At 63.5% G+C, this 20,102-nt stretch carries 18 protein-coding genes; 11 read left to right on the top strand and 7 right to left on the bottom strand.

Features of this window, described 5'->3' with window-relative positions; genetic code table 11:
- Window positions 1-21 precede the first annotated feature (21 nt).
- Window positions 22-948, top strand: coding sequence for an AlkA N-terminal domain-containing protein (locus ACFY9W_RS19250; protein WP_391133150.1), 927 nt, complete (start codon window positions 22-24; stop codon window positions 946-948).
- A gap of 186 nt (window positions 949-1,134) precedes the next feature.
- Window positions 1,135-1,395: a DUF1652 domain-containing protein gene (locus ACFY9W_RS19255; RefSeq protein ID WP_391133153.1), complete on the top strand. Its 261-nt coding sequence runs from the start codon at window positions 1,135-1,137 to the stop codon at window positions 1,393-1,395.
- A gap of 70 nt (window positions 1,396-1,465) precedes the next feature.
- On the opposite strand, the gene ACFY9W_RS19260 is transcribed toward ACFY9W_RS19255, so the two are convergent.
- From ACFY9W_RS19260 to ACFY9W_RS19285, 6 genes are all read right to left on the bottom strand, one after another.
- Window positions 1,466-1,753, bottom strand: a complete 288-nt coding sequence (locus ACFY9W_RS19260; protein ID WP_391133156.1) for a hypothetical protein — start codon at window positions 1,751-1,753, stop codon at window positions 1,466-1,468.
- Between the two features lie 156 nt (window positions 1,754-1,909).
- A complete protein-coding gene (alkB, locus tag ACFY9W_RS19265; protein WP_391133159.1) occupies window positions 1,910-2,557 on the bottom strand; it encodes a DNA oxidative demethylase AlkB in 648 nt (215 codons plus the stop codon).
- A 227-nt stretch (window positions 2,558-2,784) separates the two neighbouring features.
- Window positions 2,785-4,230: a curlin gene (locus ACFY9W_RS19270; RefSeq protein WP_391133161.1), complete on the bottom strand. Its 1,446-nt coding sequence runs from the start codon at window positions 4,228-4,230 to the stop codon at window positions 2,785-2,787.
- Between the two features lie 16 nt (window positions 4,231-4,246).
- Window positions 4,247-4,720: a curlin gene (locus tag ACFY9W_RS19275; protein ID WP_391133163.1), complete on the bottom strand. Its 474-nt coding sequence runs from the start codon at window positions 4,718-4,720 to the stop codon at window positions 4,247-4,249.
- 15 nt (window positions 4,721-4,735) lie between these two features.
- Window positions 4,736-6,967: an Ig-like domain-containing protein gene (locus ACFY9W_RS19280; RefSeq protein ID WP_391133166.1), complete on the bottom strand. Its 2,232-nt coding sequence runs from the start codon at window positions 6,965-6,967 to the stop codon at window positions 4,736-4,738.
- Window positions 6,968-6,999: 32 nt separating this feature from the next.
- On the bottom strand, window positions 7,000-8,328 hold the full coding sequence (locus ACFY9W_RS19285) for a hypothetical protein (protein WP_391133169.1): 1,329 nt from the start codon (window positions 8,326-8,328) through the stop codon (window positions 7,000-7,002).
- 294 nt (window positions 8,329-8,622) lie between these two features.
- Here ACFY9W_RS19285 and ACFY9W_RS19290 point away from each other — a divergent pair, with 294 nt between their 5' ends.
- The 9 genes from ACFY9W_RS19290 (at window position 8,623) to ACFY9W_RS19330 (ending at window position 19,122) form a co-directional block, all read left to right on the top strand.
- The gene (locus tag ACFY9W_RS19290) at window positions 8,623-9,150 is read left to right on the top strand and encodes a sigma-70 family RNA polymerase sigma factor (RefSeq protein WP_391133172.1); all 528 of its coding nucleotides are present in this window, start codon (window positions 8,623-8,625) and stop codon (window positions 9,148-9,150) included.
- Window positions 9,147-10,115 carry a FecR domain-containing protein gene (locus tag ACFY9W_RS19295; RefSeq protein ID WP_391133175.1) on the top strand — a complete coding sequence of 323 codons (969 nt, stop codon included), beginning with the start codon at window positions 9,147-9,149 and terminating at the stop codon, window positions 10,113-10,115. The genes ACFY9W_RS19290 and ACFY9W_RS19295 overlap by 4 nt, the downstream gene beginning before the upstream one ends.
- 94 nt (window positions 10,116-10,209) lie before the next feature.
- A complete protein-coding gene (locus ACFY9W_RS19300) occupies window positions 10,210-12,633 on the top strand; it encodes a TonB-dependent siderophore receptor (protein ID WP_391133178.1) in 2,424 nt (807 codons plus the stop codon).
- A gap of 100 nt (window positions 12,634-12,733) precedes the next feature.
- Entirely contained in the window at window positions 12,734-13,645 is a 912-nt protein-coding gene (locus ACFY9W_RS19305) for a LysR substrate-binding domain-containing protein (RefSeq protein ID WP_391133181.1), read from the top strand.
- A 98-nt stretch (window positions 13,646-13,743) separates the two neighbouring features.
- Window positions 13,744-14,661, top strand: a complete 918-nt coding sequence (locus ACFY9W_RS19310; RefSeq protein ID WP_391133184.1) for a hydroxymethylglutaryl-CoA lyase — start codon at window positions 13,744-13,746, stop codon at window positions 14,659-14,661.
- 24 nt (window positions 14,662-14,685) lie between these two features.
- On the top strand, window positions 14,686-15,876 hold the full coding sequence (locus tag ACFY9W_RS19315) for a CoA transferase (protein WP_391133187.1): 1,191 nt from the start codon (window positions 14,686-14,688) through the stop codon (window positions 15,874-15,876).
- Window positions 15,877-15,887: 11 nt separating this feature from the next.
- A complete protein-coding gene (locus tag ACFY9W_RS19320; protein ID WP_391133190.1) occupies window positions 15,888-16,412 on the top strand; it encodes a gamma carbonic anhydrase family protein in 525 nt (174 codons plus the stop codon).
- A gap of 67 nt (window positions 16,413-16,479) precedes the next feature.
- The gene (locus tag ACFY9W_RS19325) at window positions 16,480-17,796 is read left to right on the top strand and encodes an MFS transporter (protein ID WP_391133193.1); all 1,317 of its coding nucleotides are present in this window, start codon (window positions 16,480-16,482) and stop codon (window positions 17,794-17,796) included.
- A 45-nt stretch (window positions 17,797-17,841) separates the two neighbouring features.
- A complete protein-coding gene (locus ACFY9W_RS19330) occupies window positions 17,842-19,122 on the top strand; it encodes an OprD family outer membrane porin (RefSeq protein WP_391133196.1) in 1,281 nt (426 codons plus the stop codon).
- 66 nt (window positions 19,123-19,188) lie between these two features.
- Here the strand turns inward: ACFY9W_RS19330 and yghU are convergent, their stop codons facing one another.
- A complete protein-coding gene (gene yghU, locus ACFY9W_RS19335; protein WP_391133199.1) occupies window positions 19,189-20,028 on the bottom strand; it encodes a glutathione-dependent disulfide-bond oxidoreductase in 840 nt (279 codons plus the stop codon).
- Between the last annotated feature and the right edge of the window lie 74 nt (window positions 20,029-20,102).

Raw genomic sequence — 20,102 nt, forward strand, 5'->3', positions numbered from 1 at the left:
ATTTGCTGGCATGATGCACCCATGCCCAAGCTCTCCCGACTACACGCCGTGCGCAGGTCATTGCCCACCCCCGGGCACCACACCCTGTGGTTGCGCTACCGCGTGCCTTATCACTGGCCTTCTACCTTGGCCTTTCTCGCCGCACGATGCATCCCCGGTATCGAAGCATACGAAGGCGATACGTATCGTCGCACCCTGATAATCGCCGGCCAGCACGCCGTGTTGCACGCCACGCCATCGCGCAACCTGCTGCGCGTGCGCCTTGAATGCGTTCCGTCAACTGCGCTGCCTGGCCTGATTGCGAGGTTGCGGCGCTTCTTCGACCTCGACGCCGAGCCCGCGCGCATCGAGGCCGAGTTATCCCGCGACCCCTTGATGGCCCGCTTGCTCCATGAACGTCCAGGCCTGCGCGTGCCACAAGGCTGGGACGCCTGTGAGCAAGCCATGCGTACCGTGCTGGGCCAGCAAATCAGCGTGGCCGGCGCCATGACCCTGGCCGGTCGCCTGGTGCAGCGTTACGGCGCGCCGCTACGCATTTGCTCGCCGGGCCTGAGCCATCTGTTTCCGGGGTTGCCGGCGTTGGCGGTAGCGCAGTTCGAGAGCATGGGCATGCCAAGGGCTCGCGCCGCTACCTTGGGCACCTTGGCCAATGCACTGCTTGCCAACCCGGGGCTGCTGCGCACCGGTCAGTTACTGGACGACCTGCTGCGCAACCTGTGCCAACTCAAAGGCATCGGGCCCTGGAGCGCCCAGTACCTGGCCTTGCGCCAGGCCGGCGCGGCAGATGCCCTGCCATTGGGTGACGTGGCGTTGGTCAAGGCGTTGCGCTTGCTGGAGGGCGAGGGCGCGCAACTGGGTGAACGCGCCTTGGCCTGGCGACCGTGGCGCGCCTACGCAGCCCAGCACCTGTGGGCATCGCTGAGCACGAGCAAGACCACTCGTCGTTAAGTGTGCGATTGCGTTCGAACACACGGCCGCTGCTGGCAATCTTCCACTAAGGTGCTAAGGGATTCCCCGCATGATCATTGCCCCGGCGCATGGACGCCTGCCCGGGCATGCGCAATATCAATTGGCGCCCCGCCCGACAAAGGCGTAATCACACACAACAGGCCATCGCACAGAGAGGGTCGTACCATGTCGTTGATAGGAGTTTCGATGCTAGAGATGCGGCAGATGATCGAGCAAGCCTGCTTGCCTGATCGCTGTGAAGTCAGCTGCCTGGATGGCACCAACCTGACCATCCGCCTGGGTCAGGGTCAGCGTCTCGACGAGGGCGTGACCCTGAGCGGGGTCCCGCTGCAAAGCCTTAACAGCTGCCGTGACCTGGTCCACCTGGTCGGTCAACTGCACGCGCTGCGTGACAGCCACCCGGGGGCACTCAGGGCCAGCGCCTGAATGCGCCAACGTACCCCGGCCAGCAGCGCCTGGCCGGGCGTGCGTACTTTGCGTAAGCCGCCCCATCCTGCTATTGAAGTTCCAGCACCAGGTTCAAGCCCCCATCCCCGCATTTGACGTGGTCCCGCACCACACCATGGTAGTTGCGCCCATCCCAGACGAACGCCACGCTGTGCGCCCGGTCAACCTTGTCCGGGAGCGGCGGGCAGATGTGCAGGCGCAGCGCCGGGCGGCCTTGCAGGCTGAGGTCGGCGAGTTGGCATTGGCACTCCACGCTTTGTGCGACAGGGCCGAACAGGGTGTCACGCACGTAATCCAGCTGCAGCGAAGCATTAGGGGCGCGGCCGGGCATTTTCATGGGCGCGCGGCTCCTGCGAAGGGACGCATAGGGCGAGAGGTGCAGGGCATGGCAGGCTCCGGGTGATGGAAGCGGCTTATCATTTGAAGCTTGCCTGACCAAGATGTTCAACGTGTTTCATGCACGTTCATCTTGTTTTCCAACCGTTCGACTGGCTCAGCCACCTGCCTTGCGCAAGGTGAGGTTGATGCGCCGCTCGCCCATGCGCGCATGCACGCCGGGCTTGATCGGCAATACACCATGAAAGCGCAGGCGGTCTTCACCGCCCCAGACCAGCACGTCGCCATGGCTCAATGGTATGCGCTGGGTCTTGTCGCTTCGTTGCAACCCCCCAAGCAGGAACACTGCCGGCAACCCCAGCGACACCGACACGATCGGCTGGCCGAAATCCTGCTCGTCACGGTCCTGGTGCAGGCTCAGGCGGGTGCCGGGCAGATAGTGGTTGGCCAGGCAGGCGTCCGGTACGAAGTCTTCGAACCCGGCCATGGCGGCGGCGCGGGCGGCCAAGGCGAGCAAGACCGGGGGTAGGGCCGGCCAGGGCTTTGCGCTGAGCGGGTCGTGGGGGCTGTAGCGGTAACCGCGCTCATCGCTGACCCAACCCAGTGCGCCGCAGTTGGTCAGGGCAACTGCCATGCGCAGGCCACCCGGCGTGTGCATGTGCCGGAACGGCGCGGCACGCAGCACCGGGCGCAGGGCGTCGAGCAGGGGTTCGATTTCGCCCAGGGCGAACCCGGGCAGCAGCACGGTGTGGCTGGCCAGGCGTTGCGGCTGGGGGCCGAACAGGTCGAGGTCGGACTGGATCATGGGGGTGGAAGTCGGGTTGGGTGCTGAGCATTGTAATGCGCTTGGCAGGTCTGGCCTATTCGCGGGTGAACCCGCTCCCACAGGGACCGCGCAGATGTCAGTCCTGCGGTATGCCTGTGGGAGCGGGCTTGCCCGCGAATGGGCCGGAAAAACAAACGGAAATGGTGCAGGAAAAAAAGGAACCGCGGCACCAGGGAGAGGAGCACCGCGGTTCAAGGGGGAAGGGTTTACTTCTGGGTCACAGTGGCCATGTTTGCGCTGCCCATCTGTGTGATGGTGGCGGTTTGGGCGATACCGCTCTGGTCGACGAACGCCTTGTTACCCTGGCCTCCCTGGGTTACGTAGGCGACGTTGATACTGTCAGTCTGTTTGATGGTGGCTTCGTTGCCGCTACCGTACAGCTGGTTGGTGTAGCTCTGGTTGCCGTAGCCGGACTGGTCCAGCGTGATGGAGTTGCCGGTGCCTTGGCTGTTGCCGTAGGCATAGTTGTCGGTACCGCGCTGGTCGGCGATCAGGATGTTGTCGGTACCGTTCTGCTCGAAATACAGCTCGTTGTTGCTGTCGGCCTGCTTGGTCTGCATCTGGTTGCCGTTGCCCTTCTGGGTCAGCGTGGCCCGCTGGTTGTCACCGTTCTGGGTCAGGTTGACGCCGTTGCCGTTACCGGTCTGGTTGATGGTGGCGTTCTGGTTGGTGCCGAACTGGCCACCCAGCTTGGCGCCTTTCCAGTTGCTGGCGGTGATGGTGTTGCCATTGCCCTTGGTGTTGATGGTGAGGTTGAGGTTTTCACCATTCTGGTAGGTGTAATGCAGGTTGTTGTTGCCGTTCTGGGTAATGGTGGTGGTGGCGTTGTTGGTCTCGAACTGGTCGGACCAGCTGGCGTTGGCGCGGCCCTGTTGCGACAGGCTGACCTTGTTGTCGGCACCGAAGCTCTGGTCGATGTAGCCCTCGTTCAGCTGACCTGTCTGGGTCACCGAGGCCTGGCTGCCGACCTGGGTGTCCTGCCACACTTCCACCGAGTTGCCGCTGCCATACTGGCCGATGCCGATGGTGCCGCCGGTGCCGTCTCGCTGGTCGCCATAGGCCCAGTTGCCTTGGCCATCCTGGTAGACCTGGATATCACCATCGAGGTGGTTCAGGTGCTCGGCGGCGGCGTAGTTGTCCTGGCCGGCCTGGTTGACCGTGCTGCGGTTGTTGCTGCCGCCGAAGGTCTGCTCGATGAAGGCCTCGTTGCGCTGGCCGGATTGCCAGGTGGTAGCCTTGCTGCCTTCCTGGGTGTCCTGCCACACCGTTGATGCGTTGGCGCTGCCTTGCTGGGTTTGCAAGGCTTCGTTGCCCTGGCCCACCGACTGGCTGGCGAAGGCGTCGTTGAGGCTACCACTGGCGTGCTGGGTGATCTGGCTGCCATTCTCGAACAGCTGCTCGGCGTAGCCGGCGTTGTACTGCCCTGTGGCGCTTTGCTTGATATCGCTGGTGCTCTCGGTTTGCACGGCCAGGTGGTTGTGGCCTTTGCCGGTCTGGTTCTGGGTAGCAGAAGCGAAGGACGCCTGGGTCTGGGTGACCTCGGCGATGTTCTCTTTACCGTCCTGGGTCTGGGACGAGGTGCTGTCAGCAGCCATGGCCTGGCCTGCAAGGGCCAGGACGATAGCGGCACTGAGGGGAGCGAGCTTGTACATGGTGGTGCCTCCAGGTCTATCGGTATTGGGTGATCTGAACATGCTGGCCATTGCCGGTCTGGGACACGGAGCTGTTGAGGCCCGAACCGGACTGCACGATGCTGGCGCTGTTGTCGTTGCCGATCTGCTCGATGGCTGCACGGTTGCTGCTGCCGCTTTGGCGGATCGACGCGCTGTTGCCATTTCCCTGTTGGCTGATGCTGGCCATCAGGTCACTACCTTCTTGCAGGATGTACGCTTCCTGCGCGCCACCGGCCTGGATGATGCGGCCCAGCAGGGCCTGGCCATTCTGGTCGAGGGCGGCGCGGTTGCCCGACCCTTGCTGCTCGATCACCGCAGCCTGGCCGGCGCCGACCGGTAACAGGCGGATGATCACCGGGTCACCGAGGTCGTTGCCGGGCGCAAGGTCGGCATTGTCCATCAGGTCGTCGGCCCAACTGGCCTGGCCCGCCAGGGCCAGGCTGAGCAGCAGTGGATACAGGCATTTCATGGCGTTACCCCGCCTTTACTGCACAACCACGTTGACGGTGCGGGTGGTACCCGGGCTGGTGGTGATGGTGGCCGTCGGCGCGGCAGTCGGGATAACCGTGGTGCTGTTGCTCACCGACAGGCGCCAGCGGCCATTCACCGGAACCGTGGCGGTACCCAGTGTTTGCACCCCGGTGGTGGTGGTGACCCGGACGGTGACAACGTTGCCCGTGGTTACCGATGAGGTGCCGCTGAAGTCCCAGTTGTATCGGTTGTTGGAGCGCGCCGTGACGGTGGCTGCCGTGATTGCGAAGGTTTCGGCGGCAGGCCGAGGCGACACGTTGACGGTTACCGTACCTGGGGTGGACAGCGCCCCCAGCGAGTCACGCGCCTGGTAGGTGAAGGTGGTGGTGAAGGCGGCGGTCACCGTGGCCGGTGGCGTGTAGGTCACGGTGGTGCCATCGGTACTGACTGTGCCGCGGCCAGCAGCGGGTTGAGTGACGGCGGCAACGGCCAGCGGCAGGTTGCCTTCCGGGTCGGTGTCGTTGGCCAGCACGTTGATGGTCAATGGCACGCCCAGGGTGGCGACGGTTTCCGGGTTGGCGGTTGGCGCCTGGTTAGGCGCGACGTTGACGGTGACCGTGGCCGGTGTCGACTTCAGGCCCTTGGCGTCCACCGCCCGGTAGCTGAAGGTGGCCACCAGCGGTTGCGTGGCCCCGGCTGGCGGGGTGTAGGTCACCGAGGTGGTCCCGTTGAGCACCACGCCACCCAGGCCAGTGCCGGGCTGGGTGAGGTCACTGATGCTGAGCGGCACATTGCCGTCGGGGTCGCTGTCGTTTTGCAGCAGGTTGAGGGTAATCGGCACACCGACACTGGTGCTGCCGACGTCGGCCTGTGCCAGTGGTGGCTGGTTGGCCGCTTCGGCCGGGGCATTGCCAACCACCAGCACCGGTTCCACGTCGCTGCCGCCGTGGGCAGACTTGACCGTAACGGTGGCTGGCGGTTGCGGCACGTCGTTGACCGTGATGCTTTGCAGGGTGCCGGATTTGGACATGCGGCCGTAACCCTGGGCGAGCATGTCCGGCACGACGACCTCGTCACTGGACCTGGCCTCGATCAGCAGGCGTTTGTTGGCCCAGTCATAGCGTGCGGTGCTGACTTTCACCACGTCGGTCAGCTTGCTGGACAGTGCAGTCGGTTGGGTACCGCCGGCACTGTTGCTGGCCGTGACCACCACCACTGCTGGCGGAACGGCCTGGCTGAGCTGCTGGCTGAAGAACAGGCCGTTGTTGTCTGCCGTGAGGTTGAACTGGCAAGGCGAGGGCGGTGTGCCGATCAGGGCCAGACCATTGCGCATGCACAAGCTGGCCTCTTTCGGCGCCTTGGCGAACACTTCCACGCGGGTGCCGCTGCCGTTGCGTGAATAGGTGGCGCGCTCCAGGGTGACCGGGGTTTGCGCACGCTGGTCCAGCACCTTCCCCGATACCGTGAACAACGCGGTCTCGATGCGCCCGGGCGGGCCGTCGATGCGGATGAAGTTGGTGTTGAACGGGCTGCCGACCACGGCTTCCGGGCGGTTCGGGTCACCAATGAAGGTTTCGGTGGAGCCGGTGTCCGGGTTGACCTCGGTGTAAGGCCCGCCCACCCCGCGCAGCCATGGCCCGAGTGCACCGTTGAGCGCCCCCGTGAAGTTGCCCGGTGCGCCGATGCCGATGTCGCGGGTGATGTTGATCGCCCGCCGCCCTGGCGTGGCGACGTTGACCGTCTCTACACCGTAGGGGTGGGTGATGGTGTAGGTACCGGCGCGCGGCACCGAAACGCGGATGCGGATACGGGCGAAGCTCTGCTGGTCGCCGTCTACCGGGTTTTCGGCCGCAAAGGCCGCTTCCAGCCCTGCAACGTAGGCGTCCAGTTCATAGCCACTGTTGCCTACGGCAGGGATGGTGGCTTCGGCCAGGAACCAGAACATTTCTGGCGGCCAGTTGTCGGGGAACACCAGCGGCAGCGCGTCATCGTAGATGCCGGGCTCTGGCAGCAGGGTGCACATGTACGACGGGGCAGCCGGGGTACCCGGTACCCGGGTGCTGGTGGCACGTGACTGGCACAGTTCCAGGGACTGGTTGAGGCTGTCCTTGTACCACATGGGGTAGCCGCCCGTGGCAAAGGTATAGGGCCCCGGGTCGACTTCAGACAGCGCGGCAAAGGCAGCGCTGGTAACGGTGAGGGAAAAACCGGCGGCGAACAGCGCACGGCGCGACCAAGTGTTCATGCGGCCTCCTTGAAGGCTGAGCCTTTGTCTGTTCATGGCACCAGCACCACGTCTTCGGTGTCGCTACCACCATTGGCACTGGTGACCTGCACCTTGGCCGGCGGGATCGGCGAGAGGGTCATGCTCAACGTTTTCACGGCGCCGGTACCGCCCAGGTTGCCGATCAACGTGCCGTTGCCGGTATGTGCGGTGAGCACTGGCGGGGTGGTTTCGTCGCTGGTGCTTGCCACCAGGGTCAGCTCGCCCGTGGAGAGGCGGTATTGCGCCTGGGTGATGGTGACCAGATCGGTCAGTGGCACGTTGCGCGTGGTCAGGCTGCTGGTCGGGATCGCCACGCTGTTGTCGGCGCTCAGCGTCAGGATTGTGCCAGCTGCCGGGTTGAGGGCCGACTGGGCATACCAGGCGCCGGTGCCGTTGGCCTCGGTGAGGTTCAGGCTGGGCGCCTGGCTGGTCAGGGTGACGGTGGCCGGTGGTGGTGGGGCCATCACGAAGATGTCCTGCTGCGCGCGCAGGTTGCCGTTCTCGGTGTGCCGCGAATACGTACTGCGCTGAGGCATCAGCGGGGTAGGCAGGGCGACGGTCGAGAGCTTGCCGGAAATCGCGAACAGTTCAGTACGCAGGTCGATGCCCCCGGGGCCTTCGATACGTACGAAGTTGGTGTTGAACGGGCTGCCGGTTACCCGTTCTTCCAGGTTCGGGTCACCGATGAAGCGCTCGTTACCTTCGGTGTATGGGCCGTTGACACTGCGCAGGAACGGCCCGACATCGCCCTTGAGCGCGCCGGTGAAGTCGCCTGCGCCGGCAATGCCGATGTCGCGGGTCATGTTGATCGCCCGGCGCCCGGCGGCAGGCACATCGAACACTTCGACGCCGTAGGGGTGGGTGACCACGTAGGTGCCGGCGGTGGGTACATCGACCCGGATACGCACCCGGGCGAAGCTGACCTGGTCACCCTCGACCGGTTCTTCGGCGGCGAAAGCCGCCTCGATCGCGGTACCGTAGCTGAGGTCGATGCCACGTGCGGCGTCGACGATGGCGGCGTCGGCGGTGAACCAGAACGCTTCGTCAGGGAAGTTGGTGGGGAAGACGATGGGTTGGGTATCGTCGAACACACCGGGTGTGGGCAGCAGCGTGCACATGTACGACGGTGCGCCGGGTGCGCCGGCAACCCTGGAGCTGACCGCCTTGGTCAGGCACAGGTCGAGGGTACGACCGTGACTGTCCTGGTACCAGGCTGGGAAGCCGCCGTTGGCGGGGACGTAGGCGCCTGGATCGACAGCGTTCAGGGCAGCCTGCGCCGGGAGCTGGAGCATGCCGGCGAAAATCGCCACAGCCAGCGGGTGGGGTATCGGTCGGTGCATGAGTCTATTCCTCCTGCAAACGGGCCCATGGACTTGGGGCGTCTGGCAGGAGATCGGCAAGAGCTGTGCCATAACTTGAAAATTGCGTTGCAGGCCTTGTGGCACGTGGGATCCAGCTTTCAGTCACGGCGTTTTACACGTTGTTGTGGGTGGGCACCGTTCCCCCAGAGTTGGGGATTGGGGCAGGCCCTCGCGACCCAACAGTTGTGCCAGGCATCAGATACTCCTAATATTGATAACAATTCTTATTTGATGCATGCGTCATGCTTGTCCGCAATGGAGTGCCGTGCCCCGATGCCCCCATCACCCCCACCTTCAGACGTCGGCAGCCTCTACCACCTGCACCACGGCTGGGTCCGCAACCTGTTCCGTCACAAGCTAGGCAATGCCCACGATGCCGCTGAGCTGGCGCATGACGTTTTCCTGCGCTTGCTCAGCAAACCCCGCACCTTTGCCAGTGACGCTGACGCCAAGGCCTTTCTGGGTGCGATGTCACGAAACATGTGCGTAGACTTCTGGCGCCGCCGTCGGGTGGAGCAGGCGTGGCTGGAAGTAATGGCTGAGCGCCCCAAAGCCTTCCAGCCCAGTGAGGAGCACCGGGCTTTGATGCTGGAAACCCTGTTACAGGTGCAGGCCATGCTCGAACAACTGCCCGCGGCCGTGGCCGAGGCGTTCGTCCTGGCCCAGGTGCATGGCCTGGGTTACCGCGCCATCGCCGAACAATTGGGGGTAAGCGAGCGGACCGTGACCAGTTACATGGCGAAGGCCATGCTCCACTGTGCAGTACTTGAGGCTGAACTGGCCGGGTTGAAGGTGCTGTGAGCCCCCAAGCCTTGGACCACCGCGTGTTGCAGCAGGCCGCCGACTGGTATGCGGATCTGGCCGGGCACCCAGGCGACCTGGCGCTGCGAATGGCTTTGGAACAGTGGCTGGTGACGGATGAGGCACATCGTCAGGCCTGGGCTTTCGTCGAGCAGGTCAGCGAGCGCTTTGCACCGTTGCAGCCAGAAGCTGAAAGCGCCAGTACCGTACTGAAGCAGATACGCCATGGTGGTCAATCGCGGCGGGCCATGCTGCGCGGCGCATTGACCGTAAGCGGTATCGGTGTACTTGGATGGTTAGGCTGGCAGGGTGGCCTGCGCCAATCCTGGCTGGCCTGGCAGGCCGACCTGCACACTGCCATCGGCCAGGTCGAGGAGCGCCTGCTTTCCGATGGGACGCGCCTGTGGCTGAACAGTGGAAGCGCCGTCGATGTGCGTTTCGATGCCCGGCACCGCGCGCTTTACCTGTACCGTGGCGAAGTGCTGATCGTTACCGCTGCCGATGCGCGGCCGTTGCAGGTGTATACCCGCCAAGGCAGCCTGCAGCCCTTGGGCACGCGCTTCAGTGTGCTGCAGGATGACGGCCGCACGCAGCTGTCGGTATTTGCCGGCGAAGTTCTGGCACGCTGCGCCGAATCCGGCTTACAGCAGCGCGTTCCGGCGGGCCGGGCGGTCAGCTTCGACAGCCAGCGCTTTACCGAGCAGCACGAGGCCGCGTCGATGCGCGAAAGCTGGCGGGAAGGTGTACTGCTGGCGCGTGATACCGACCTGCGCAGCCTGGTGGCCGAGCTGGCACGTTACCGCCCCGGCTACATGGGCGTCGCACCCGAGGTGGCTGATTTGCGCATCATGGGGTCCTACCCGCTGCACGACACCGACCAAGCCCTGGAAATGCTGGCGCACACGCTCCCGGTACGCATCGAGCGGCGTCTGCCGTGGTGGGTGAGCGTGGAGCCTGTCGACTGAGCCCTGAAAAAGTTTTCCAGGCAGCTTCCGGATTTTCAGCGTCATCCGATTACTCCCGGACCCCACTGCCCAGTGATCCTTCAAGGACTTCTCGATGCTGCCTGTTCACCGTATTCAACCCCTCGCCCTTGCCCTGGCGCTCAGCACGCCGTTCGTTGTCACGTTTACCCGTGTTGCCCAGGCCAGCCAGACCGACCAAGCGCAAGCCTTCAACCTGACCGCCGGCCCACTGGACATGCGCCTGACCGAATTTGCCGCGCAGTCCGGGCTTTACCTGAGTGCCGAGCCGCATCTGCTCAGCGGCAAGCGCAGCCAGGCGTTGCAAGGCCGCTATTCTGCCGAGCAGGCCTTGCAGGTGTTGCTGGCCGGCAGTGGGCTGAACGCTGCGGCCATGGGCAATGGCCGCTACCTGGTACAGCCTGCGGCGGCGCCGGGCACGCTTGAACTGGGCGCTACTACCATTGGTGCCAGCCTGAATGAGCCGGCTACCGAAGGCAGTGGCTCGTACACCACGCCTGTTGCCACCATTGGCAAAGGTGTCAAGCGTATCAAGGACATCCCGCAAGCGGTCAGTGTGCTTACCCGCCAGCGCATGGACGAGCAGAACATCACCAGCGTGGCCGATGCTCTGGCCAACTCGCCGGGCATTACCGTGGTGCCTTCTTTTACCGGCAGCCAGTTCTATTCCCGAGGATTTTTCATCAACAGCTTCCAGTACGACGGTGTGCCACTGGAGCGCCAGCTTTATGCCCGAGGTTCCAGTTTTACCGGGCAAACCGCGATCCTCGATCGTGTGGAGATACTGCGTGGCCCGCAAGGCCTTCTGGAAGGTGGCGGCGACCCATCAGGTGCAGTGAACCTGGTGCGCAAGCGTCCGACGACCGAGGCGCAAACGCACCTCAGTGCTAAAGCCGGCTCGTGGGATCACTACGCCATGCAGGTCGACACCAGCGCGCCGCTGGATGCGCAAGGGCGCCTGCGTGGGCGGTTGGTGATGGACTACGACACCACCCAGTCGTTCGTCGATTATGTGCAGAGCGACAACCAGACCCTGTATGCCGCCCTGGACTACGACCTTACAGACACTACGCTGCTGGGACTGGGCTACAGTCACGAGCGGGTCGATGCCACGCCGTACATGATGGGTATCCCCAACTACAGCAACGGCAGCATGCCCCATGTAGGCCGTTCCACCTATTTGGGCACGCGCTGGGACAACTGGGACAAGACGCAGGACACCTACTACCTCGACCTTACCCAGCGCCTGCCCGGTGACTGGACCCTCAAGGGCAGCCTGGTGACCATTCGCGAGTTCAACGACTTCAAGTACCTGCAGCGGCGGGGGCGCATGGGGCCTGGTTATACCCTGGCGGGCGACGCCTATGCCTTCGACTATTTCTCTGAACACTGGGGCGGTGACCTGAATGCCAGTGGTGATGTAACACTGTTCGGTCGACGCCTTGGGCTCACTGTTGGTGGCAATTACTCGCGACTCAAGAGCAATGACATCTGGGGTGCCCGCTACAACTACGTCACGCCAATCAATATCTTTGACTACACCCCGAGCGCAGTCGAGCCCAGCGACGATTCGATCTATGCCGCCAACCAGTGGCTCGACGGCTACACCTCCACGCAGAAGGGGTTGTATGGCGTTGCCGACTACCAGCTGACCGACCGTTTGCAGTTGATTGTAGGCGGGCGGGTATCCACCTTCCGCACCGTTTTCGATTCCGACGGGCCATGGGGTGTCACCCGAAGCACAGCACAAAAGCATGGCAAGGTCACACCCTATGCCGGGTTGGTGTATGCGCTGGATGAGCAGTGGAATGCCTACGCCAGCTACACCGAAATTTTCAAGCCGCAGACGCAACGCACTGCCCAGGGCAACCTGCTGGATGCCCGCACTGGGCATAGCTACGAAATCGGCCTGAAAGGCGAACTGGCCGATGGCCGTGTCAACACCACGCTGGCGCTGTACCGCATGGAGCAGGACAACATCCCGCTGCCAGATGCCAGTGTCGACTCGAACATTGCCGCACGCTGCGGTGGCACCTGCTACAGGCCGGCGGGCACCGTGCGTAGCCAGGGCCTTGAGGCCGAGATCAGCGGCGAGGTACTGACTGGCCTGCAACTGTCTGCCGCCTACACGCTCAATCTGCTCAAGTACCTGGATGAAGAGCCTGCCGTAGCCGGCAACATCACGGGCAACACCGAAACGCCTAAACACATCTTCCGGGCCTGGGCCAACTACCGGCTGCCTGCCGCTTGGCGACAGGTCACGGTGGGTACTGGGGTGAATGCCCAGAGCCACGCGGCAGGATACGGTTATTACGGGCGCGAGCAGGGCGGTTATGCGGTATGGGACGCCCGCTTGGGATACGACGTGGATGAGCATTTGAGCGTGGCGGTCAACTTCAATAACCTGTTTGATCGGCGCTACTACCGGGCGATCGACTACGACCACAACTTCTTTGGTGACCCGCGCAATGTGTTGCTGAGTGTTGATTACCGGTTGTAAAAGCGGTTCATTGAGGCATTTGGGGTTGCCTGGCAGCCCTGAATGCCTGACTAACAGGCATTATTGCTCAAGCCATTCCACCCCCAAGCCGAGCCAAGTGATGCAGCCCCTCGACCACCTTTCGTTGAACTTGTTCATCGTCGTTTGCGAAGAGGGCACCATCGCCCGCGCCGGCGAGCGCGCGTTCATGGCGCCTTCGGCCGTCAGCAAACGCATTTCGGACATCGAAGCGCGCTTTGGTACCGCCTTGCTCAAACGCAGCAAACGCGGCGTAGAGCCCACCCCGGCGGGGCTGGCCCTGCTGCGACATGCGCGGGAAATGACCCGCGCCATGGAGCGCCTGGACAGCGAACTTAGCGAATACGCCGAAGGTGCACGCGGCCATGTGCGGGTACTGGCGAACGTGTCGTCGATCATGGAGTTCCTGCCTGAAGAACTCTCGGCGTTCATGCTGGAGAACCCGCTGATCCAGGCCGATATCGAAGAACGCTTCAGCCCGGACGTGGTGCGCGGTGTGGCGGAGGGCAATGCGGACCTGGGGATTTGCCGCAAGTCCATGGCGGTGGGCGACCTGGAGTTCGTGCCCTATCGCCAGGACCACCTGGCCGTGGTGGTGGGCGCCGAACATCCCTTGGCCGGGCGCAGCCAGGTTGCCTTTGAAGACACGCTGGACTACGAACACCTGGGCCTGTCGGCGTTCGCCACCTTGAACAGCTTCATGCGCAACAGTGCCGAACAGGCGGGCAGGGAGCTGCGTTTTCGCTCGTATGTGTCGTCGTTTGACGCGGCGTACCGCCTGGTGCAATTCGGCCTGGGCCTGGCGGTGTTCCCGCAGGAGGCCGTGGCCCGCTATGCAGCGCTGTTCGACCTGCGGGTGATTCCGCTGACCGACGACTGGGCGCTGGGCGAATTCGTCATCTGCATGCGCGACAGGCACACGCTGTCGCTGTCTGCGCGGCGCCTGCTCGACCACCTGTTACTGCGCGCACCGGCCTGGCAGGTGGCAGGCTGATCCATCGTGGCTGACGATGGATCAGCCCGTGAAACACGTCTTTTCTGCTTGTCATGCAGCTCTTAGTCTGGCGCAACGCATCAGACAGAGAGACCGTGATGACAACAATAACAATCAACGAAGTCGGCATGCGCGATGGCTTGCAGAGCCTGCAGACGATCATGCCGACGGCGGCCAAGCGCCGCTGGATCGACGCCGCCTACGCCGCTGGCGTGCGCCACATGGAAGTCGCCTCGTTCGTGCCGGCGCGCTTGCTGCCGCAAATGGCCGATGCCCGCGAAGTGGTAGCCCATGCGCTGACATACCCGGACCTGCACGTCACTGTACTGGCGCCGAACCTGCGCGGGGCCCGGGATGCACTGGAGTCCGGCGCCCATCGTATTGTCGCCCCGGTGTCGGTCAGCATGGCGCACAGCCTGGCCAACGTGCGCCGCACGCCGATGGAGATGGTCGAAGAGCTGGGGCGCATGTGCCAGCTGCGTAGCGAAATGGGTCTGCAAGCGGTGCAGGTGATTGCCGGCATGTCAGTGGCCTTTGGCTGCACGCGCCAGGGCGAGGTGCCGCTGGCCGACCTGTGTGCACTGACGCGCCAGGTGATTGAAGCCGGTTGCGACCTTGTCTCGCTGGGCGACACCACTGGCTACGCCAACCCGGGCCAGGTGGCGACGGTGCTGCAGGCCGTGCGGGCGATTGCCGGTGACCGCCTGAGGGCCGCGCACTTTCATGACACCCGTGGCCTGGCCCTGGCCAACAGCCTGGTCGCGGTGCAGCAGGGCATCCGCGAACTGGATGCCTCGCTGGCGGGCCTGGGTGGCTGCCCGTTCGCCCCTGGCGCCTCTGGCAACACCGTCACCGAAGACTTGGTGTTCATGCTGGCAAGCATGGGCTACCACACCGGTATCGACCTGCCTGCGCTGATCGAGTCGCGCCATGTGCTGAGCGAGGCGTTGCCGGGCGAGCCCCTGTACGGCTGCATCGCCCGCGCCGGATTACCGCTGAATTTCGCTACCGCCTGACCCGCCCGAACGAGGAATGAAAAGATGTCCAGACTTCCCTTGGACGGCATCCGTGTCGTCGAGATTTCGCACATGGTCATGGGCCCGACCTGCGGCATGATCCTTGGTGACCTTGGCGCCGAAGTGATCAAGATCGAACCCGTGCGTGGCGACGGCACGCGCCGCCTGCTGGGGGCGGGGGCGGGTTTCTTTCGCACCTTCAACCGCAACAAGCAATGCATCGCCGTCGATGTCGAAACGCCGGAAGGCCGTGAGGCCGTGCTGCAACTGATCGACACCGCCGACGTGTTCATCGAGAACTTCAAACCCGGGCGCATGCACAAGCTGGGCCTGGACTACGCCGCGCTGCGTCAACGCAACCCACGGTTGATCTACGCCTCGCACAAGGGCTTCCTCAGTGGGCCCTATGACAACCGCCTGGCGCTGGACGAAGTGGTGCAGATGATGGCTGGCCTGGCCTACATGACAGGGCCGGTGGGCCGCCCGCTGCGCGCAGGCAGTTCGGTAAACGACATCATGGGTGGCATGTTCGGTGCCATTGGCGTGCTGGCTGCGCTCAACGAGCGCCATACCACCGGCACTGGCCGCGAGGTGCAAAGCGCCCTGTACGAGAACTGCGTGCTACTGGCCGCCCAGCACATGCAGCAATACGTGGTCACCGGCCAGGCCGCAGCACCGATGCCCAACCGCATCAGTGCCTGGGCCATTTATGACGTGTTCACCTTTGCCGGTGGCGAGCAGATGTTCGTTGCCGCAACCGGTGAGGGGCAGTGGCACGCGCTGTGCCAGGTACTGGGGCAGACCGCCTTGCTCGATGACCCGACGCTGGCCAGCAACAACGACCGCGTGTTGCAACGCCCGCGGCTGCTGGCGCACCTGGCCGAGGTGTTCGCCCCCCTGGACGCCGGGCAGCTGGCGTTGCAACTGGAAGCCAACGGCATACCCTTTGCGCCGATCCGCCGCCCGGAAGAACTGTTCGACGACCCGCACCTGCAGCAGAGCGGCGGCATGGCCGACCTGCAACTGGAGGACGGCAGCCACACACCGATGCCGTTGCTGCCCCTGTCGCTGGACGGCCAGCGCCTGCAGCCACGCCGGGCGATTGCGCGGGTTGGCGAGCACACCCGCCAGGTGATGCGCGAGCTGGGTTACAGCGATGAGCACATCGCCCAACTCTGCGCAGCCGGTGTACTGAAAACCGACGATGCGGCTTGAGGAGAGTTGAAATGGCGATTTACCAATACGACACCCTCGTGCCCAGCCTGCACCCGGAAACCTTCGTTGCCGAGGATGCCAGCGTAATTGGCGACGTTACCCTGGAACAAGGCGTCAGTGTATGGCCGCAGGCCGTGCTGCGGGGTGACAACGAACCCATCCGTATCGGCCAGCACAGCAACGTGCAGGAAGGTGCGGTGCTGCACGCCGACCCCGGCTTTGCGCTGACCGTGGGGCGGGGTGTCACCATCGGCCACCAGGCAATGCTGCATGGCTGCACCATCAGTGATGGTGCGTTGATCGGCATCCAGGCGGTGATCCTCAATGGCGCGGTCATTGGCAACAACTGCCTGGTCGGTGCCGGTGCCATCGTTACCGAGGGCAAGGTGTTCCCAGACAATTCGCTGATCCTGGGGGCGCCGGCCAAGGTGGTGCGGGAATTGACGCCGCAAGCCATCGCCGCCATGCAGCGCAACGCCGCGGAGTACGTCGACAAAGGCCAGGCCTTCAAGGAAAAACTGATCCGCATTCGCTGAAAAATCTGCAAGCGGCGCCCACCGAGGCGCTGCTGCTCTCCAATAATTACAACAATGGAGATCCACCATGGTTGCCATGACAGGCGAACTGGCGCGTGAGCGCACCGACAGTCACATCGATGAACTGCTGCTGTACCGCCGCGTGGCCTGGCGCATCATGCCGCTGGCCATCATCTGCTTCCTGTTCTCGTACTTCGACCGCATCAACATCAGTTTTGCCAAAGCCCAGATGCAGCAGGAACTGGGCCTGAGCGATGCCGCCTACGGCCTGGCCGCAAGCATGTTCTTCGTGGGCTACGTGCTGTTCGAGGTGCCCAGCAGCCTGGGCCTGAAGCGCTACGGCGCACCGGCCTGGATCTGCCGGATCATGGTGTCGTGGGGCCTGGCCACGGCCGCGCTGGTGTTTGCCTATACCCAGTACACCCTGTACTTCCTGCGTTTTCTGATCGGCGTGATGGAGGCCGGCTTCGGCCCGGCGATCCTGTTCTACCTGGCCTGCTGGTTCCCCCGCAAGCACCTGGCGAAGATGAATGGTTTGTGGTTCCTGGCGGTGCCGCTGGCCGGCGCGGTGGGTGGCCCGGCAGCTGGCTTCCTGCTGGGGACCATGGACGGTGTGCTGGGCCTTGCCGGCTGGCACTGGTTGTTCCTGATGTCCGGCCTGCCTTGCGTGGTGCTGGGGCTGTTGGTGCTGTGGAAGCTGGACCGTGACATCGACGCAGCCAGATGGTTGAACCGTGAAGAGAAAGACCTGCTGAAGGAAAACCTGGCCCAGGACAAACGCACCGAAAAGCCCATTCTCGGTTCGATCTGGCGGGTACTGCTGACCCGCGAAGTGGCGATCATGGCGTTCATCTACTACGTGGTCAAAACCGCGTCCTATGGCCTCAACTTCTGGATGCCGCACCTGATCAAGTCATCGGGTGTGCAGGACATGCTCTGGGTCGGCGTTCTGTCTGCGTTGCCTTACGCAGTGGCCTGCATCGGCATGGTGTTGCTGACCCGCCGCTCCGACCGTACCGGCGAACGCAAGCGCTACCTGGTGTATTGCCTGCTTGCAGCGGCTGTCGGCTACCTGCTGGCGTGCCTGTTTTCCGACTCGTCGGTGGCAATGATGGCGGCGTTGGTGCTGGCCACCGCAGGCACCTTCATTGCCATCCCGATCTTCTGGACCATCCCGCAATCGACCTTCTCGGGCCTGGCGATTGCTACCGGTACTGCGGCGATCAACTCGGTCGGGCAGCTGAGCGGCATCGTTGCGCCGGTGATGGTGGGCAAAATCAATGACCTTACCGGCAGCACCTCCATGGGCATGCTGTCCATTGCCCCGCTGATCCTGATCGCCTGCCTGGTGGTCATGCGCTACGTGCGCAACCCCAAAAACTGATTGGCGCCGAGCCTTCGCGAACAACAACAAGAACAAGGCACCCCCATGATCAATACATTCCGGCGAGCATCGCTGATGCTCGCGGCGCTTTGCTGCGCCTGGCAAACCGCCCAGGCCGCCTTTGTCGATGACGGCAGTGGCAGCCTGGAACTGCGCAATTTCTATTTCGACCGCGACTTCCACGGTGACAGCGCCACGCAATCCCGGCGTGGGGAATGGGCCCAGGGCTTGATGCTACGCTTGCAGTCTGGCTACACCGGCGGCGTGGTCGGCTTTGGCCTGGACGTGGCAGGCATGCTGGGGGTGAAGCTGGATTCTTCGCCCGACCGCAGCGGCACCGGCCTGCTGCCACGTGGCAGTGACAAAAGCGCCGTGGATAACTACGCCAAGGCCGTCGCTACGTTCAAGGCCAGGCTGGCGCAGAGCGAATTGAAAGTCGGTGGCCTGAGCCCGCAGCTACCGCTGCTGGCGTCCAACAACAGCCGGCTGTTCCCGCAGTGGTTCAACGGCGCGCAGCTGGTCAGCAAGGACCTGGACCGGTTTACCTTTACCCTGCTGCAAGTCGATGCCACCAAGTTGCGAGACTCCACCGACTACGAGCACCTGACGGCCATGGCGCAGCAAGGGGCCTATTCGGCAACGGTCACCAGCGACCGGTTGTACTACGCCGGTGCTGACTATCAAGCCCTGAACAACCTCACCCTCAGCCTACACACCAGTACGCTGCAGGACCTGTTCCGCCGTGATTTTGCCGGGTTCAAGTTCAAGACCCGCCTTGGCCCGGGGGATGTCTTCACCGAGTGGCGCTGGTTCAGCGCACGGGAGCAGGGCCGTGCAATGCTGGGCAAAGTCGACAACCAGGCGCTCAGCACCAACTTCGGGTATAGCGTTCAAGGCCATACGTTCAGCGGTGGTTATCAGAAAGTGCGTGGTGATACGGCGTACGCCTACGTGGGGGGCACCGATACCTGGCTGTTCAGCGAACAGCAGGTCAGCACGTTTGCCCTGGCGAACGAGCGGGCCTGGATGCTGCGGTATGACTACAACTTTGCTGCCTTGGGTATCCCGGGGCTTACCTTCAATGTGCGCTATGTGAAGGGCGATCAGGTGGACCCGCAGCGCATTGCCAGCACCAAAGGCCGGGCGTTGGCAGCGGGTGATGGCGAAGGGCGGGAATGGGAGCGGACCACGGATATCACCTACGTGGTGCAGTCGGGGCCGCTGCGCAATGTATCGCTGCGTTGGCGTAATGCGAGCATGCGTTCGAACTTTGCCGATGCGGCGGATGAGAACCGGGTGATTGTGGGGTATACGGTCGAGTTTTGAGCATTATCCGGTTGGCGTGTGGCAGCCTCCCAGCAAGAAAGCTGCCCAGCATATTGCCATAACCCTTTAATCAAGATCCGCCGCAGCGTGCCGCTCCGGCACCTGGCTGTCTTCATCCCCCCAGGTGCGGTTCACCCGGGTACCGCGTTGCACCGCAGGGCGCAGGGCAATCTCCTCGGCCCAGCGCTGCACATGGGGGTATTCATCCACCGCCAGGAACTCCGCTGCGCCATACAGGTTGCCGCGCACCAACTGGCCATACCACGGCCACACGGCGATATCGGCAATGCTGTACTCGTCGCCGCCCAAATAGCGGCTTTCAGCCAGGCGGCGTTCAAGTACATCCAGCTGGCGCTTGGCTTCCATGGTGAAGCGGTTGATGGCGTATTCGAACTTTTCCGGCGCATAGACATAGAAATGCCCAAAGCCACCGCCCAGGTAAGGTGCCGCGCCCATTTGCCAGAACAACCAGTTCAGGCTTTCGGTACGCGCAGCCGGTGATGCGGGCAACAGTGCTGCGAACTTGTCTGCCAGGTACAGCAGGATCGACCCCGATTCGAACACCCGCACCGGTGGCTCGACACTGCGGTCGAGCAGGGCAGGGATCTTCGAGTTGGGGTTTACCTGCACGAAGCCACTGGAAAACTGGTCGCCCTCGCCAATGCGGATCAGCCAGGCATCGTATTCGGCACCGGTATGGCCCAGGTCGAGCAGCTCTTCAAGGGCAATCGTGACCTTGACGCCATTGGGCGTGGCCAGGGAATACAACTGCAGCGGGTGCTTGCCCAGCGGCAGCTCCTTGTCGTGCGTGGGGCCGGCAACCGGGCGGTTGATGCTGGCGAACTGGCCGCCGGACGCTGCGTCGTTGCGCCAGACCTTGGGTGGCACGTAGGCGGGCTTGCTCATGCATGAATCTCCTTCAATGGCGCAATACAGTCACGTACTAGGGTTTGTACGAAAAGTCGCCGAGCGGCGATCAG

The organism is Pseudomonas sp. NPDC008258 (genome assembly GCF_042956345.1).
Lineage (GTDB): Bacteria > Pseudomonadota > Gammaproteobacteria > Pseudomonadales > Pseudomonadaceae > Aquipseudomonas.

Bases quoted from the DNA above. Each gene is read 5' to 3' on its own strand.
- ACFY9W_RS19250 (WP_391133150.1), top strand. From the start codon at position 22: ATGCCCAAGCTCTCCCGACTACACGCCGTGCGCAGGTCATTGCCCACC.
- ACFY9W_RS19255 (WP_391133153.1), top strand. From the start codon at position 1,135: ATGTCGTTGATAGGAGTTTCGATGCTAGAGATGCGGCAGATGATCGAG.
- ACFY9W_RS19260 (WP_391133156.1), bottom strand. From the start codon at position 1,753: ATGAAAATGCCCGGCCGCGCCCCTAATGCTTCGCTGCAGCTGGATTAC.
- alkB (WP_391133159.1), bottom strand. From the start codon at position 2,557: ATGATCCAGTCCGACCTCGACCTGTTCGGCCCCCAGCCGCAACGCCTG.
- ACFY9W_RS19270 (WP_391133161.1), bottom strand. From the start codon at position 4,230: ATGTACAAGCTCGCTCCCCTCAGTGCCGCTATCGTCCTGGCCCTTGCA.
- ACFY9W_RS19275 (WP_391133163.1), bottom strand. From the start codon at position 4,720: ATGAAATGCCTGTATCCACTGCTGCTCAGCCTGGCCCTGGCGGGCCAG.
- ACFY9W_RS19280 (WP_391133166.1), bottom strand. From the start codon at position 6,967: ATGAACACTTGGTCGCGCCGTGCGCTGTTCGCCGCCGGTTTTTCCCTC.
- ACFY9W_RS19285 (WP_391133169.1), bottom strand. From the start codon at position 8,328: ATGCACCGACCGATACCCCACCCGCTGGCTGTGGCGATTTTCGCCGGC.
- ACFY9W_RS19290 (WP_391133172.1), top strand. From the start codon at position 8,623: ATGCCCCCATCACCCCCACCTTCAGACGTCGGCAGCCTCTACCACCTG.
- ACFY9W_RS19300 (WP_391133178.1), top strand. From the start codon at position 10,210: ATGCTGCCTGTTCACCGTATTCAACCCCTCGCCCTTGCCCTGGCGCTC.
- ACFY9W_RS19305 (WP_391133181.1), top strand. From the start codon at position 12,734: ATGCAGCCCCTCGACCACCTTTCGTTGAACTTGTTCATCGTCGTTTGC.
- ACFY9W_RS19310 (WP_391133184.1), top strand. From the start codon at position 13,744: ATGACAACAATAACAATCAACGAAGTCGGCATGCGCGATGGCTTGCAG.
- ACFY9W_RS19315 (WP_391133187.1), top strand. From the start codon at position 14,686: ATGTCCAGACTTCCCTTGGACGGCATCCGTGTCGTCGAGATTTCGCAC.
- ACFY9W_RS19320 (WP_391133190.1), top strand. From the start codon at position 15,888: ATGGCGATTTACCAATACGACACCCTCGTGCCCAGCCTGCACCCGGAA.
- ACFY9W_RS19325 (WP_391133193.1), top strand. From the start codon at position 16,480: ATGGTTGCCATGACAGGCGAACTGGCGCGTGAGCGCACCGACAGTCAC.
- ACFY9W_RS19330 (WP_391133196.1), top strand. From the start codon at position 17,842: ATGATCAATACATTCCGGCGAGCATCGCTGATGCTCGCGGCGCTTTGC.
- yghU (WP_391133199.1), bottom strand. From the start codon at position 20,028: ATGAGCAAGCCCGCCTACGTGCCACCCAAGGTCTGGCGCAACGACGCA.